We start from the raw sequence: 16,324 nt of genomic DNA on the forward strand, positions 1-16,324 counted from the left end.
CTTTGTCGATTGTTGTTTTAAACGGCACATGTCAACAGCGCAGAGAGGGTTTGCCTGCTGCATCCCGCAGGCAGTTAGGGTTATAATGCGCCGATTTTTTACTGACCTGTTGGAACGAGATAGCACATGGCGATGACTGAGTACCACCCACCGACCGATCCATGGATTGACGTGGTTTTCGAAGATGATTACATCCTGGCGGTGAACAAGCCTTCCGGTCTGCTTTCCGTCCCGGGTCGGCTGGCCGAGCACCACGACAGTATGTGGAGCCGCCTGCAGGAGCAGTATCCCGAGATCCAGGTGGTGCATCGTCTCGATATGTCGACTTCAGGCCTGATGTTGTTCGCCAAAGATAAATATATGGAAGCCGCCCTGAAAAAGCAGTTTCAGTATCGTCTGACCCATAAAATTTACTACGCCCGGGTGTGGGGCAAGGTGCAACAGGATGAGGGCGAGATTGATCTGCCCCTGATCTGTGACTGGCCGAACCGGCCCAAACAGATGGTGTGTCATGACACGGGCAAGCCGTCCAAAACCTTATATCAGGTGGTTAAACGTGAGGCGCATACCTCGGTGGTGCGTCTGTTTCCGGTTACCGGTCGTTCCCACCAGTTACGGGTTCATATGATGGCCATCGGCCATCCGATTGTCGGTGATGAATTCTATGCGCCGCAGGAGGCGATCGACTTTACTGACCGTTTGGAGTTGCATGCAGCCGAGCTGAGCTTTTATCATCCTCGTAGTCATTGGCTACGCTCGCTGTTTGTTGCGTGTGATTTCTATCCCGAAGCGCAAGAACAGATATTGCAGCATTTCGATCCTGAGCGAAAATTACCCGATTATAAAACTCTGCCCCGTCCTTAACTGCGAACAGTGGGCAGACCGAGGAGAAGTTATGTCGTTACCCACTGTTGTATTCCTTGACCGCGCCACCATACCGCGCCATATCCACCTGCCGGCACTGACCTTTTCTCATCGTTGGCAGGAGTTCGATACCACAGCGCCAGAGCAAGTGGTTGAACGCCTGCAGGATGCGGAAATCGTCATTACCAACAAAGTCGTGCTCAGTGCCGAGATCCTGGCTCAATTGCCGAATTTGCGTCTGGTCGCGGTATCAGCCACCGGCGTTAATAATGTCGATGTTGATTACTGCCGGATTCATAATATCGCGGTGTGTAATGTGCAGGGTTATGCGACCCGTTCGGTGCCGGAACATGTGGTGGCGATGATGTTTGCTCTGCGGCGTAATCTGATGGGCTATCACCATGATATCGCTGCCGGTGAATGGCAGCGCAACAAGCAGTTCTGTTTTTTTACCCACTCGATCGGTGATATTGCCGGTAGCACGCTCGGTCTGATTGGTGGCGGCGCGCTCGGCCAGGCAACTGCTGCTCTGGCGCGCGCTTTGGGGATGCAGGTGCTGTTTGCTGAACATAAAGGTCAGGCTGAATGCCGCGCCGGTTATACCCCGTTTGAACAGGTGCTGCGCGAAGCGGATGTGTTATCGCTGCACTGCCCGCTGACCGAGCAGACACGTAATTTGATTGCTCAGCCTGAGCTTACCTGTATGAAGCCGACCGCAATCCTGATCAATACCGGCCGTGGCGGCCTGGTGGATGAAACCGCGCTGGTGGACGCGCTCAAGCAGCGTACCATTGCGGGGGCCGGGGTCGATGTATTTACCCAGGAGCCGGCGGATATTAATAATCCGCTGATTGCCAATATGGATTTGCCGAATTTGTTGTTAACGCCGCACGTCGCGTGGGGCAGTGACTCTGCCATTCAGCAACTGGCTAACATCTTAATCGACAATATTGAGGCATACGCCGCCGGTAAACAGCAAAACCGGATTGTGTAGGCGTGAGCCGGGCCGGTAAAGCGTTCATCCAGCCGGGCAACGGATACAAAAAAGGCAGCGAATTCGCTGCCTTTTCTTCATCCTGATAACTTACAGAGCGGCGATGGTCGCTTTCTGCTCTTCCAGTTTAGTCAGGGTCTCTTTGTAGCCGTCCAGCTTCTCACGCTCTTTGGCAACCACAGCTTCCGGCGCTTTGGCGACGAAACCTTCGTTACCCAGTTTGCCTTCAATGCGTTTGATCTCGCCTTGAGTTTTCGCGATCTCTTTCGCTAGGCGATCCAGTTCGGCATCTTTGTCGATCAGGCCCGCCATCGGGATCATCAGCTCAGATTTACCCACCAGTGCGGTCGCACAGGCCGGCGTTTCTTCACCTGATGCCAGGATGCGTACGCTTTCCAGTTTCGCCAGCGACATCAGTACTTGCTGGTTAGCCTGCAGACGCTGCGCGTCGGTCTCGTTGGCTGCTTTCAGCATCACTTCGAGTGGTTTACCCGGGTTGATGTCGTATTCTGCACGCAGGTTACGGATGCTGGTGATGAAGGCTTTTACCCATTCGATGTCATCCAGCGCTTCCTGATGGAAGTTGTCGGCATCGTACTGAGGCAGTGCCTGCAGCATAATGGTGTCGCCTTCCACACCCTCAACCAGTGGCTTAACGCTTTGCCAGATAGTCTCGGTGATGTACGGCAGAACCGGATGAGCCAGACGCAGGGTCTTCTCCAGCACAGTGATCAGGGTACGGCGTGTCGCACGTTGCTGCGCTTCGTTACCTTTCCACAGCACCGGTTTGGTCAGCTCCAGGTACCAGTCACAGAACTGGTTCCAGATGAACTCGTACAACGTGTTCGCGGCCATATCGAGGCGGTAGTTGTCGATGTGTTCGTTGAACGCTTTCGCTGCCAGTTCAAACTGAGATTCGATCCATTTGTCGGCCTGTGAATACTCAAGTGCAGCGCCTGCAGCAAAGCCACAATCCTGCTCTTCGGTGTTCATCAGTACATAACGGCTCGCGTTCCACAGCTTGTTACAGAAGTTACGGTAACCTTCCAGACGCTTCATATCCCAGTTGATATCGCGACCGGTGGATGCCATTGCTGCCAGGGTAAAGCGCAGTGCATCGGTACCGTAAGGTTCAATCCCGTTTTCGAATGTTTTACGCGTGTTTTTCTCGATCTTGGCCGCAAGTTGTGGCTGCATCATGTTGCCGGTACGTTTGGTGACCAGCGATTCCAGATCGATACCGTCGATCATGTCGATCGGATCCAGCACATTACCTTTTGACTTCGACATCTTATCGCCGTTTTCATCACGGATAAGACCGGTGACGTAAACCGTCTTGAACGGGACTTGTGGCTTGCCGTTTTCATCTTTGATGAAGTACATGGTCATCATGATCATGCGCGCCACCCAGAAGAAGATGATGTCAAAACCGGTCACCAGAACTTCTGACGGATGGAACACTTTCAGGGCGTCCGTGTTTTCCGGCCAGCCCAGGGTACCGAAGGTCCACAGCGCCGAAGAGAACCAGGTATCCAGCACGTCTTCGTCTTGGCTCAGGGCAACATCAGCCGGGATGTTGTTGTCAGCACGGACTTCGTCTTCGTTACGACCCACGTAAACGTTGCCGTTGGCATCGTACCAGGCCGGGATGCGGTGACCCCACCACAGCTGACGAGAGATACACCAGTCCTGAATATCACGCATCCAGGAGAAGTACATATTTTCGTACTGCTTAGGCACAAACTGAATGTCGCCATTCTCCACCGCTTCAACCGCAGGCTGGGCCAGAATACCGGCACGCACATACCATTGGTCAGTCAGCATAGGTTCGATCACCACACCGCCACGGTCACCGTAAGGGACAGTCAGGTCGTGATCTTTGATTTCTTCCAGCAGGCCAAGCTGCTCAAATTCTGCCACGATCGCTTTACGTGCCGCAAAACGTTCCAGGCCTTGGTACTGAGCTGGGATCTCGGTGCTGTAAGCGTCGCTCGCTTCACCGTTCGAATTGAACACTTCCGCTGCAGCGCGCACGTTAGCATCAAAGGTGAAGATGTTGATCATCGGCAACTGATGACGTTTACCCACTTCATAGTCGTTGAAGTCGTGTGCCGGGGTGATTTTCACACAGCCGGTACCTTTTTCCATGTCAGCGTGTTCATCGCCGACAATCGGGATACGACGGCCCACGATAGGCAGCAGGACATCTTTGCCGATCAGATCTTTGTAGCGTGGATCTTCCGGGTTTACCGCCACACCGGTATCACCCAGCATGGTTTCCGGACGCGTGGTCGCGACGACAATGTAGTCTTTACCTTCAGCAGTTTTGGCGCCATCGGCTAACGGGTAGCGGAAATGCCACATGTTGCCTTTAACGTCTTTGTTTTCCACTTCCAGATCAGAAATCGCGGTGTGCAGTTTTGGATCCCAGTTAACCAGACGCTTACCACGGTAAATCAGGTCGTCTTTGTACAGACGGACAAACACTTCCTGTACTGCTTTGTAGAAGCCGTCATCCATAGTGAAACGTTCACGGTCCCAGTCAACCGAAGCACCCAGGCGGCGCAGTTGTTGAGTGATGGTGCCGCCAGATTCGTTTTTCCATTCCCAGATCTTGTCGATGAAGGCATCACGACCGTAATCGTGTTTGGTTTTGCTCTCTTCTGCCGCGATCTTACGCTCAACAACCATCTGAGTCGCAATACCCGCGTGGTCAGTACCGACTTGCCACAGGGTGTTCTTACCCTTCATGCGCTGGCAACGAATCAGGGTATCCATAATGGTGTCTTGGAATGCGTGACCCATATGAAGGCTACCAGTGACGTTCGGTGGCGGAATCATGATGCTGTAGGCGTCTTTTGATGTGTCACCGTGAGGCTTGAAGTAGCCTTTTTCTTCCCAAGTCTGATACAGATCTTGTTCGATTGATGTTGGGTTATATGTCTTTTCCATAGCGCTCTTAAATGGATACTTTGATGGTTAATACTGGCAATCTTTATAAGTGAGGTCTCTCAACAAGAGAGCTTAACTATAACGATGAACCATTATGGGTATTGGATCTCGATGGTTTGCAGCTGATAGCCCGCCTGGCGGTACAACTTATAACGTTCACGAGCCCGTTGTTTCGCATTTTCTTCGTTGGGGACGAAGTCTACCACCTCTGCGAAGGCCTTCGCAAAGGTTGTATGATTATCGGCCAAATTTATTGCCAGTTGCCGGTTCCAGGTAGGTTTGACCCCGCAGTGACCGATTTCGATCGCCGTGCCGTAGCGCGGACCTTCTCCAACCAGATTATGGGCAATAAAGTCCGTCGCGTCGACCTGCCAGAAGCGCTCTGCCATCTGCTCGGCATGGGCTTTATCATTGCATTGCAGATACACTTTGGCGCCCTGACGGGCAAAATGCTGACTGAGGAACAGCGCATAGTCAGCCAGACCGGATTCCGTCGCCTGCGGGGAATCGGGCTGGACGATATAAAACGTTGCGGTTGCCATACTTGTGCCTCATTCGGTTCACGACCAACACTCGCCGTTATTAAACATAGTTATCGATAAACATAGTTGTCGGTAAACATAGTTAGCGGTAAAAATAGTTAGCGGTAAAAATAGTTAGCGGTAAAAATAGTTAGCGGTAAACCTCGATTCGCGATAAACAAAAAAGGGCCTGACGGCCCTTTTATTTTCGGGAGTATTACTCCTCGCTATCCTGGCCACTGCGATTGAGCAGGAATTGGACCAGCATAGAGACCGGACGACCGGTTGAACCTTTCGCCGCACCAGAGCGCCACGCGGTACCCGCGATATCAATGTGGGCCCAGTTGTACTTCTTAGTGAATTTCGACAGGAAGCAACCCGCGGTGATCGCGCCACCCGGACGGCCACCGATGTTCTGCATATCGGCAAACGGGCTTTTCAGCTGTTCGTGGAATTCATCCGCCATCGGCAGACGCCATGCGCGGTCGCTGGCCTGCTCAGAAGCATTGACCAGTTCATGGGCCAGCGGGTTATGGTTGGCCATTACACCACTGATGTGGTGACCCAGTGCAATCACACAGGCACCGGTCAGCGTGGCCACATCGACCACACAATCGGGTTCGAAGCGCTCTACGTAGGTCAGGGCATCACACAGAACCAGACGGCCTTCTGCGTCAGTGTTGAGGACTTCAACCGTCTGACCTGACATGGTCGTCAGGATGTCACCCGGACGGTAAGCGTTACTGCCAGGCATGTTTTCACAGCCAGCCAGAATACCCGTCACGTTAAGTGGCAGGTTCAGTTTGGCAATCGCTTTCATGGTACCAAATACTGACGCGGCACCACACATGTCGTACTTCATCTCATCCATCGCTTCGCCTGGCTTGAGTGAAATACCGCCTGAATCGAAAGTCAGACCTTTACCAACCAGGACAATCGGCTTGGCATTCGGATCCGGGTTGCCCTTGTACTCGATGACTGACATCATGGATTCGTTCTTCGAACCACGGCCAACCGCCAGGTAAGAGGTCATGCCCAGTTTTTCCATCTCTTCTTCACCAATGATCTTGGTGCTGATGGTTTCGTAGTCGTCAGCCAGACGACGAGCCTGGGAAGCCAGGTACGCCGGGTTAGCCACGTTTGGTGGCATATTGCCGAGATCTTTACAGGCTTTAACACCGGAAGCGATAGCCAGACCGTGCGTGATAGCACGCTCGCCCAGGCTCAGTTCACGGCGGGTAGGGACGTTGAATACCAGTTTACGCAGCGGACGACGAGTCTCCGGCTTCACGGTTTTGAACTGGTCGAAAGTGTACAGGCCATCTTTGGTGGCTTCGACTGCCTGACGCACTTTCCAGTAAGTATCGCGCCCCTTAACATGCAGTTCAGTCAGGAAGCAGACCGCTTCCATTGAGCCGGTTTCGTTAAGTGTGCTGATGGTTTTCTGAATGATTTCTTTGTACTGACGTTCGCCCAGTTCGCGCTCTTTACCGCAGCCAACCAGCAATACGCGCTCAGACAGAACACCAGGTACTTGATGCAGCAGTAGCATCTGCCCCGGTTTACCTTCCAGATCACCGCGACGCAGCAGTGAACTGATATAGCCGTCGCTGATTTTATCTAGCTGTTCTGCGACTGGAGAAAGGCGGCGTGGTTCAAAGACACCGACAACGATACATGCGCTACGTTGTTTTTCAGGGCTACCACTTTTAACACTGAACTCCATGCGTACTCCTACATCCTAAAGACAAATAGAACTAAATGTTAGATAATGCGTTCTTACTTGTTGAATCCTCACTTGGATCTACCCTTTAGTTAAGCGCTCTAACACATAGTGAAATTTTAAAAAATAAAAGGTTCAACGGGAAATTATAGTGATTCAATCAAAAAAACAAGTTTTGCATAGGTTATTTCAGCGTGATTATTGTTAGATATTTGATCCGCGAGACACTAAAAAGCCAATTAGCGATCTTTTTCGTGCTGTTTTTAGTGTTTCTGAGCCAAAAATTTATTCGCGTTTTAGCCGATGCGTCTGATGGTGAAATCCCGGCTCGTTTGATTTTATCCATTGTCGGTCTGAACATGCCGGCAATGGGGTTGTTAATGCTGCCACTGAGCCTGTACATCGGGATTTTGCTCACCTTCGGTCGCCTGTACGCGGAAAGTGAAATTACAGTGATGAATGCCACCGGGATCGGTAATAAGTTCCTGGTGCGCGCTGCATTGTATCTCGGCATTATTACCTCGTGTGTCGCCGGCTTTAACGCGCTGTGGCTGTCACCCTGGAGTCAGGATAAAGTCGAATCGCTGATGGAACAACTGGCGGCGGAAAACAGTGTTGACCTGTTGCAAACCGGTCAGTTCCAGCGTTCGCCGGATGGTTCGTCGGTGGTGTTTATCGATAATATCGACAACAAAACCCTGAACAACGTGTTCGTGGCGCAACTGACGCCACGTGAATCGATCCTGCCGAGTGTGATGTTCTCCGATTCCGGTGACGTGAAAGAACTGAGTGACGGACGCCAGATCATCACCATGTATAACGGCACCCGCTATGAAGGGGTCCCGACCCGCGTTGATTACATGATCTCCAAGTTTGATGAATATGAAGGCTTGATTGGTCAGCGCGAGGTGGAAGAGAAAGGCCGCGACTGGGAAGCGATTCCGACCCTGGAACTGATGCATAATTCTGATCGCCGCGCGCAGGCGGAGTTGCAATGGCGTATTTCACTGGTGGTCTGTATTCCGCTGTTGACCATGCTGGTGGTGCCACTGTCGGCGGTCAATCCGCGTCAGGGCCGTTTTGCCAAAATGGGTCCGGCAATCCTGATTTACCTGACTTATTTTCTGGCCATCAGTGCGACTAAGTCAGCACTGGAAGATGGCTCTATCCCGGCACTGGTCGGTATGTGGCCGATCAATGCAGCGCTGCTGCTGACGGCTATTATTGCCAATACCATGGATAGCGTGCCGGTGAGAAAATTCAAAGATAAGTTAAGACAAAAGAAGAAAAAGGTAGCCTAAGTCATGTTTAAGATTCTTGACTGGTACATCGGCCGCACCATTATTGCCACCACCATGCTGGTACTGGCCACCTTTGTCGGGTTGTCCGGTATCATCAAATATGTTGAACAGCTGCGCAAAGTGGGTGACGGTACCTACGATCTGCTGCAGGCCCTGCTGTTTGTGGTGCTGAGTATTCCGCGTGATATTGAAATGTTTTTCCCGATGGCTGCATTGCTGGGGGCACTGATTGGTCTTGGTGCTTTGGCCGCAAGTTCAGAGTTAGTAGTGATGCAGGCGGCGGGTTTTTCGAAAATTGATATTGGTTTGTCGGTGCTGAAAACCGCGGTGCCGCTGATGATTATGGTCACTCTGCTTGGTGAGTGGGGCGCGCCGCAGGCACAGAAAGCGGCGCGTGATTTGCGCGCGTTCGCAACCTCCGGCGGCCAGATTTTATCGGTCCGCACCGGGGTTTGGGCGCGCGATATCAATGATTTTATCTTCATCGCTAAAATCGATGATAATCGTCTGCATGGCCTCAATATGTGGCGGTTCGATGATAATAAACAGCTAACCAACGTGGTCTTTGCCAAACAGGCCGATTATCTCGGCGATAATCTGTGGATGATGAAAGGTGTTGAGATCACGGACATGAAAGATGACGTCGTCATCACCAAACAGTCACTGCCAGAATACCGCTGGCAGACCTCTCTGGCCCCGGATAAGCTGGCGGTGGTTACCGTCAAGCCGGAAGAGCTGGCGCTGAGTGGTTTGTATGATTATGTTCATTATCTCAAAGAGTCGGAACAGGATGCTTCCCGTTATGAACTGGCGTTCTGGCGTAAGATTACTCAGCCGTTTTCGATTGCGGTCATGATGCTGATGGCACTGTCGTTTATCTTTGGTCCGCTGCGTAGTGTGACCATGGGGGCTCGGATCTTGTCCGGGGTCATCGCAGGTTTCACCTTCTATATTTCCAGTGAGTTTTTTGGTCCGCTCAGTCTGGTGTACGGCATCCCACCGGTGTTTGGCGCTGTCGCGCCGAGTCTGGTGTTCCTCAGTATTGCTATCGTGCTACTACGACGCAAACTTTAACGGGTGTTATGAACAGAAAAGGAAAGCAGAAGCTTTCCTTTTTTATTCCTTAACAGAGGACTGCGCTTATTTAACTTTCGGCAGCACGACCACACAAGTCTTGGCCCACATGTCCTGAAAAGCACGTTTCTTTGGATCAAAAGGTACCGTAAGGTTTCCCAGTCCGAAGACTGATGTTGCCAGGCGGATCAGGGCCTGTGTCGCTGAAATGCGCGTACCGTCCGGATTACATACCACCAGTTTCCAGGCCCGCATTCCGAGGGTTTGGCCGCCGCGGGTCCAGAAGAACACGAAAAAGTAGATCCAGGCGCAGGCCAGATACAGGGTATAAGCCGGGCTCCAGATCGGGTGATGGCTAAGCAGGTCACCCGCGTCCTGATAAGGGGCATAACTGAGTATCCCCGCGGCGACACACGCTTCTAGTACAGCAACAACAACGCCACCGGCAATCATCAGGATCGCCATCACCACCAGGGTATCGTAAATCAGTGCTCCGACACGGCGCAGCAGCCCGGCAGGAGGCAGAGTGGACTCGTTCATAACAACCTTTGTATCTAATCAACCGGCCGTCAGCATATCGTCAGGTTGGTCAGGTGAAAAGAGAGCTGCCGCACAGCTTAGTAATTGGTCGTAATTTGTTACCCTGAGCAAGAAGAGAGATCGAATGGGTTCACAAAAGCGTAACCAAACTTGCCTCTGCTCAGTCAGCAGGTAAAATTCGGCCACTATGCCAAAGCGGATCTCTGTGTAGCCGGCGGTATTGGTTACGACTCTTGGTCTGGTTTCACTTTCTGGTTAGGGAAAATCATGGCGCTTTTTAATTGGTATCACGCTTCAATCAAACACAAAATCGGCGGTCTGTTTGTATTACTGCTGACGTTTTTGCTGTTTGCGATTGTCTATTCAGGTTACAAAATTAAGCAGATAGACCATGAGATGCGTGAACTCGCCTATCTGGATATCCCTCTTAGCCAGATTATGCGCCAACTGGAGTTTATTGAACTGGAACAACACCAGCAGTTTGAACGCTCCCTGTTAGCGGGGAAGTCGTATGATGAGCTCAAACGCCATCAGCAGCTGGCATTTCAAAAGCACAAAATGAAGAGCCTGCTCGATAAAGCAGTACAGTTGATTGAGCAGAATCTGAGCCAGAACAAGGTAATTTTGATGCCTGCTAAGCATCAGCAGGTATTGCAGGAGATCAGCCGCTATGCGCAGCAAAGCGCTGCGTTTGAACAACATCTGGAAATGGTAGCTGGGCGCGATGTCATTTCTGCGGCGGAGCGGAATAGGATGGAAACCCTGGCTGATGAACTGGAAGCGGCCGGTACAAACATTATTGGTCATCTCGAGAGCGTCACTCGTCAGGATGCGTACTACACCGAGCGCCACGAGAAAGATTTCCTGCTGGTCAGTATACTGCTAGGCGTTGGCGCGCTGGGGTTAGGGTTATTTCTCACCGTCTATATCGTGCAGATTATTCTGCATCGCATTCGCCGCATTCAGGGCGAAATTCATACCATGACCTCGACGCTTGATCAGGGCGACGGATCATCAGAGCTTGATGTAGCGCCTATCCAGACCCGCGACGAGCTGGCGGAACTGGAATATGAAATCAATATTGTGATGTCACGTCTCAGCGTTGAGATGACCAGCCGCGCAAGGGTCGAAAAGCAGTTATTGGCGCTCGCGACTCAGGACAAACTGACTGGTGCATTCAATCGCCATAAATGGGAAGAGCAGATCCAACTGCAACTGGATCTGGCCGAGCGTGGTGGTTATGACTTTGGTCTGGTATTGCTGGATGTAGATTATTTTAAACGGGTCAATGATCGTTATGGTCACCAGGTAGGTGACCAGCTACTACAATTGTTGGTCGCTCAGCTCAAGCAGCGTATTCGCTCTACTGATATGCTATTTCGCCTCGGCGGTGAGGAATTTGCGATTGTGTTACCGATGCAAAATGGTGACAGCAGCTATCAACTGGCACAAAATCTGAGACAGCTGGTGGAGGATTTACGCGAAGAGGATTTGCCTGAGTTTACTATCAGCGCCGGTGTCACCAGTTATATAGCGCAGGACAGTGAAGCCTCTTTGTTCAAGCGGGCGGATATGGCGCTGTATCAGGCGAAAGCACAAGGGCGTAATCGGGTTATCTTATTGGCGCACAATGAGTAATAACGAGAGAGTTAGCCTGAATTAAGCGAGTTAGGATTGGTGGCGAAATATTCAGCAAACAATTTAGTTTTCAATATATTGTTATTGCACCCTCTTCGTTCTTACGTATAATGACCATCCATTGAAGGGGATTCCCCTAAGATGCCGGTGTGGTGAAATTGGTAGACACGACGGATTCAAAATCCGTTTCCTTCGGGAGTGGCGGTTCAAGTCCGCCCATCGGTACCATGATTAGAAAGGTCGCTTATTACAGCGGCCTTTCGTCGTTCTGGGGCTCAGTGAACGCGGGGCGGGAAAACGGTGTTTCCGGAGTGGCGGCTTGAGCGCAAGCCCGGTCAGTCCTCCCATCGGTACCATGATTAGAAAGGTCGCTTATTACAGCGGCCTTTCGTCGTTTTGGGGCTCAGTGAACGCGAGGCGGGAGAACAAAAGGGGACAGCAAGGTCCCCTTTATCGTTATGGTTTGCTTGCAGATTATTTGGCCGTAATCACACTCATAACCAGTTTGCCGTCTTCGCGTACCGGGCCATCTTCTTTGGCACCTAACGTGTACTCAAAAATACCGGTTTTCATGCCGCCGGCTTCGCCGTGTAACATTAACATCAGCATCTCACCAGATTTTACCGGTTCAGTCAGTATCGCTGTGACGTCGCTGTTGTTGCCTTTCTTAACCGGCGAATAACCAACCACCGGACCCGGTTTCATTTCTTTATCAGTGCGGTGCACCACCATCCAGCCATTGTCGCCGGCCATTATCATGTTGGCAGATACTGTTCCACCGGAAACATCCTGATCAGTGGCTTTAACGCCGAGATGATGTCCGGCCCATGCCAGAGAAGAAGCGGTAGTTAGTACAGTGAAAAGACAAAAGGTTTTTGCTGAAGCTGTAAAACGATTTTTCATAATATTTTCCTGTTGCAGCGTAATCTTAAACACGATTTGTCAGCGCTACTTCTGCCAACTATCTCTGATACGTAGCGACATCGATTGCAGTTCAACCATGGACGTAAAAAAGTGCATTTATTTTTGTGTCCTGATATTTAGGTCTTTGAGCGCCATTTCGACTGAGGGCATCAGATGTGATTAATAACCATGGCTTTTCGGGCAGATGATCGAGTGGTGGTATGTTGAATTGGAATAGTCTGGTAACCAGTAAGTTGCAAGGCAGGCTTACGGATAAAATGTCAGTTTGAGGTGTAAAAGTACTCTTTTCAAAGGCTCGACTTATTTTACATAAAGTGATTACACAATATCCATTGACTAAAACAAGGTGCTAGTCTCACTTTCATCAAAACAGGCAATGTATATACGATAACTGATCGAAAAATGTGATATCGTGCGCGAAAATTTGTGGCTTATATGCAATTTATCGTATTACGTTTGGTTTGGTTTCGCATTATATGATTATTAAGATAAATAGATTAGCGGTATTTTTTGTTTGTAGTGGCTTTGTTTTTTCTGCTTGCGCCGATTCGTTTGAGAGTTCTGAGAATGTTTATTGTAACAAGTCTAAGACTGGCAATATGGTATTTGAGCAGTGCAAAGACAGCACCACCGGTTTGACCTGGAGCCGGACAATAATAGAAGCGGGCAACAGTCAGTACTTACGTGGTACAGACCGCGAAGGTAAAGAGTGGACTGCGATTCGTGAAATTCGAGGTAAACATTATAAAACCACGTACAGTGACAAGCATGGTAACCCTTTGCGTATCGAGGAGTGTGACAGTGGCGTGTGTACCGAAATCGTGATGAACTGAGCCTGGTATTCAGTCTGGCTCATTTGGCTTAGTGAGCCTTAGGGCGTCGAGCAATATGTTTGGTAATAGCAATACCCCCCGAAATTTTCGTGGGTATTGCTTGTGTTTATTACGGTCTGAAGATGAATATTATTTAACAGCTACCAACGGTTCCTGGCTATCACGCCATCGAGCCAGCGCTTGGATATGTTCCGGCCTGATTCCGCAACATCCTCCGAAAAGAGTGGCACCGAGTTGATACCAATGCTGCGCTAATACTAAGTAACTTTGTGGTGAGAGTTCGGAGCTTGGTGTACTCGTGTTTTGTGCTGTGAGCGCAGAGTCTGTGGTGGTGGAAAAATTGATGTATCCGCCAAGTTCGATATCTGCACGCTTGATGCGTTCCGCGGCACGAGTAATAGCCTGGGAAATGACGTCGGTTGTTTCACTCTCAAACAGAATACCCTCGCCACCGTGCTGGACGATAAAATCAATGGCATCAATAGCCGATTCTCCGGAGCGCAACTGAAGCTCGGGGGTTGTTTCGTTGCTCAGCGATAAAATGTAGTAACAGGGCTGTTGAGCGTGTTGCAGAACCGATTGCACTAATGTGAGTTCAGCTATACTGGCTATCTCTTCTGCGAACCACAGATCAACGTAGCGGTTTTGGGCTGCAAACAGAGCGTGATAGATACCCAGTGCAGATTCAGCATCAAACAGGTCAGGGTCGTCATTGCCATACGGCGGAGATAACGCACCCGCAGCCAGAACTTTATTCCGGTGCTTCACTTTTTCGTGCTGTACGACGGACTGAGCGATAATCGCGGCTTCGCGTGCCAGTGACTCACCTTTGGCCTGATAGCACTCTTGACCGAGATAAAAGGGTACGCAAGCGGAGCTGTTCGCAATGATGACTTGCGCTCCGGCATCAATAAAATTTTGATGAGCCTGGCGCACATAGCCTGGTGTTTCCAACAGTGCTTGTGCACTCCACATTGTTTGTGAAAACGGGGCACCGATTCGTTCTAATTCTCTGCCCATACCACCGTCTATGATGGTTAATTTTTTCATCTTAAGCGCCTGAAGTACGTGGGATGATGGCGGTTATTGAACCATATTGTGATTTGTATCAAATTGAATTCTGTTCAATGTTACTATGAATTAAATTCACACTTTAATCTTGGCTTAGTGTCATTTTTTGGACGTGAACAATGTTAGTACTCTGATTTATTGCATGTGATGGGAAGGAAGTTGTCGCTATTATTGTGCACGGAAATTTGGCGGAAGAAAACTAATAGGCAACGGTTAATGGAATGATAGAAGTGTCTGGAGATAAACTAAATTTAAGAAGACTCATTTTACTGTTGTGCCTATTCACGGCATTTATCACCCTAATCAATGCATTTTACTCCATGTATCGGGTGCAGAGAGAGTTAATCATCGCCAATACTTTGGCTTCTAATCAGGTGTATGCCGAGAAGATGGCCGAAATGACAGATGCATTTTTGACTTCAGCACTCAATCAGCTCGCGTTTAGTGCCGCGGTGCTGAGTGATAAAATAGCGGATCCTGAATTGTTGTTAGCTGAAACTGAACGGTTAAAAAAGCAGACCGATTCATTTAATTCTGTGGTCGTGGTCAACGCTGATGGCGTGATTAAGGCGATTGCGCCGCAAACGCTGCCAGTGACAGGTATAGCTCTGACCGGCGTCAACTCGCTCCAGTCTCTCACAGCACAAAAGCCGCTGATTACCGATCCTTTCGTCTCTCCAGCGGGCAACTATATTACCAGTATCTCTTATCCGATCTTTTCAGCTTCCGGCCACTATCAGGGATTTGTCAGTGGCACGATTTATCTGGAGCAGGAAAACATGCTGGCCACGTTACTGGGTAAACACAGTTATCGTGACGGTTCATATCTGTATGTAGTGGATCATAATCGTACTTTGATTTATCACCCGGACCATCGGCGCATCGGTCAGGTGATCACGAAAAATGCTGCGATAAACGCAGTCGCACGTGGTGAAAGCGGCCACATCGAGACTTTAAATGTTTTCGGTACTGAAATGCTGGCTGGTTATGCTCCGGTTAAACAATCTGGTTGGGGTATTGTGGCGCAGAAACCGCGTGCAGAGGCGTTGATGGTTCTTGATGATCAGTTGCTTCAAGTGGTGTGGCAATCGATTCCGATAGGTATCGTCACCCTGATTATTATCTGGATATCGGCGATTTTTATCTCAAAACCACTTTGGCAACTGGCCAGCGCGGTTAAGAAACTTGAAAGTGACAGTTCACTCATGGATGAGATGAAACTCGTCAAACCTTGGTACTTTGAGGCTGCTCACCTCAAACAGAGTTTCTTACGTGCATTCGGAGTTGCGTCTAACACCATCGATCGACTGCAGTCCGATAGCTTAACTGATGCTATGACCGGATTGTTGAACCGACGTGGGTTAGAAAAAAGTATTGAGAGTTTTACCGTCCGCCAGATGCCATTTTCTGTGCTTGCGCTCGATTTGGATTATTTCAAGAAGGTGAATGATACCTATGGGCATGATGCGGGTGATGAGCTGTTGCGGGAAGTATCGAGTTTGATGAAACAGCAGGCACGGGAGCAAGATATTGTGTGTCGTGCAGGCGGGGAAGAATTTATCCTGTTGCTCAGTAATACCCATATCGCCCGGGCTTATGAGGTGGCGGAACGTATCCGGGCCTCAGTGGCCAATCATAGTTTCACTATGGTGCCAGCCATTACTATTTCAATTGGTGTGGCATATTGGTCCGCTGGTGATGAGGCGATTGAATCAGTGATGAAAAAGGCGGATATGGCACTGTATCAGGCCAAACATAATGGTCGTAACCGTACTGAGATGAGTGATTGTTAGCTAAAGATGCGGAAGACAAGCTGGCTGGACTTTTGCGTGCCTGAGTTCCTTTCTATAGAGCGACATACCAGTATTCAGATTTGGTGAGAGGAATCG

General features: G+C 50.0%; 13 protein-coding genes and 1 tRNA gene. 8 read left to right on the plus strand and 6 right to left on the minus strand.

The genetic code is table 11. The features are described 5' to 3' along the window. The first annotated feature begins 126 nt into the window (after positions 1–126). Positions 127–864 (plus strand): pseudouridine synthase, encoded by a 738-nt coding sequence (locus tag KNV97_RS20725; RefSeq protein ID WP_136485053.1) that lies wholly within the window; start codon positions 127–129, stop codon positions 862–864. A 31-nt stretch (positions 865–895) separates the two neighbouring features. Further along, a complete protein-coding gene (locus KNV97_RS20730) occupies positions 896–1,858 on the plus strand; it encodes a D-2-hydroxyacid dehydrogenase (RefSeq protein ID WP_218562678.1) in 963 nt (320 codons plus the stop codon). Positions 1,859–1,948: 90 nt separating this feature from the next. Here the strand turns inward: KNV97_RS20730 and KNV97_RS20735 are convergent, their stop codons facing one another. The 3 genes from KNV97_RS20735 to pepA form a co-directional block, all read right to left on the minus strand. Further along, positions 1,949–4,810: a valine--tRNA ligase gene (locus KNV97_RS20735; protein WP_218562679.1), complete on the minus strand. Its 2,862-nt coding sequence runs from the start codon at positions 4,808–4,810 to the stop codon at positions 1,949–1,951. Positions 4,811–4,902: 92 nt separating this feature from the next. Beyond that, the gene (locus KNV97_RS20740; protein ID WP_136485046.1) at positions 4,903–5,352 is read right to left on the minus strand and encodes a DNA polymerase III subunit chi; all 450 of its coding nucleotides are present in this window, start codon (positions 5,350–5,352) and stop codon (positions 4,903–4,905) included. 196 nt (positions 5,353–5,548) lie between these two features. After that, complete coding sequence (gene pepA / locus KNV97_RS20745; RefSeq protein ID WP_136485044.1) at positions 5,549–7,057, minus strand: leucyl aminopeptidase; 1,509 nt, start codon at positions 7,055–7,057, stop codon at positions 5,549–5,551. Positions 7,058–7,248: 191 nt separating this feature from the next. Between pepA and lptF the strand changes: the two genes are divergently transcribed. Further along, the gene (gene lptF / locus KNV97_RS20750; RefSeq protein ID WP_136485042.1) at positions 7,249–8,355 is read left to right on the plus strand and encodes an LPS export ABC transporter permease LptF; all 1,107 of its coding nucleotides are present in this window, start codon (positions 7,249–7,251) and stop codon (positions 8,353–8,355) included. Between the two features lie 3 nt (positions 8,356–8,358). Continuing rightward, entirely contained in the window at positions 8,359–9,429 is a 1,071-nt protein-coding gene (lptG, locus tag KNV97_RS20755) for an LPS export ABC transporter permease LptG (RefSeq protein ID WP_136485040.1), read from the plus strand. Between the two features lie 66 nt (positions 9,430–9,495). Here lptG and KNV97_RS20760 read toward each other — a convergent pair whose 3' ends face one another. After that, entirely contained in the window at positions 9,496–9,969 is a 474-nt protein-coding gene (locus KNV97_RS20760; protein WP_136485037.1) for an RDD family protein, read from the minus strand. 267 nt (positions 9,970–10,236) lie between these two features. Here KNV97_RS20760 and KNV97_RS20765 point away from each other — a divergent pair, with 267 nt between their 5' ends. After that, positions 10,237–11,607 carry a GGDEF domain-containing protein gene (locus KNV97_RS20765; RefSeq protein WP_218562680.1) on the plus strand — a complete coding sequence of 457 codons (1,371 nt, stop codon included), beginning with the start codon at positions 10,237–10,239 and terminating at the stop codon, positions 11,605–11,607. 143 nt (positions 11,608–11,750) lie between these two features. Beyond that, a tRNA-Leu gene (locus tag KNV97_RS20770) sits at positions 11,751–11,835 on the plus strand. Between the two features lie 246 nt (positions 11,836–12,081). Here KNV97_RS20770 and KNV97_RS20775 read toward each other — a convergent pair. Then, positions 12,082–12,510 (minus strand): DUF7282 domain-containing protein, encoded by a 429-nt coding sequence (locus KNV97_RS20775; RefSeq protein ID WP_136485023.1) that lies wholly within the window; start codon positions 12,508–12,510, stop codon positions 12,082–12,084. Between the two features lie 620 nt (positions 12,511–13,130). Between KNV97_RS20775 and KNV97_RS20780 the strand changes: the two genes are divergently transcribed. After that, positions 13,131–13,364 carry a hypothetical protein gene (locus tag KNV97_RS20780; RefSeq protein WP_136485021.1) on the plus strand — a complete coding sequence of 78 codons (234 nt, stop codon included), beginning with the start codon at positions 13,131–13,133 and terminating at the stop codon, positions 13,362–13,364. A gap of 129 nt (positions 13,365–13,493) precedes the next feature. Here KNV97_RS20780 and KNV97_RS20785 read toward each other — a convergent pair whose 3' ends face one another. Then, positions 13,494–14,414: a homocysteine S-methyltransferase family protein gene (locus KNV97_RS20785; protein WP_218562681.1), complete on the minus strand. Its 921-nt coding sequence runs from the start codon at positions 14,412–14,414 to the stop codon at positions 13,494–13,496. Positions 14,415–14,656: 242 nt separating this feature from the next. On the opposite strand from KNV97_RS20785, the gene KNV97_RS20790 reads away from it, so the two are divergent. After that, complete coding sequence (locus KNV97_RS20790) at positions 14,657–16,228, plus strand: sensor domain-containing diguanylate cyclase (RefSeq protein WP_136485016.1); 1,572 nt, start codon at positions 14,657–14,659, stop codon at positions 16,226–16,228. Positions 16,229–16,324: the final 96 nt, after the last annotated feature.

Source organism: Vibrio ostreae (assembly GCF_019226825.1).
Lineage (GTDB): Bacteria > Pseudomonadota > Gammaproteobacteria > Enterobacterales > Vibrionaceae > Vibrio > Vibrio ostreae.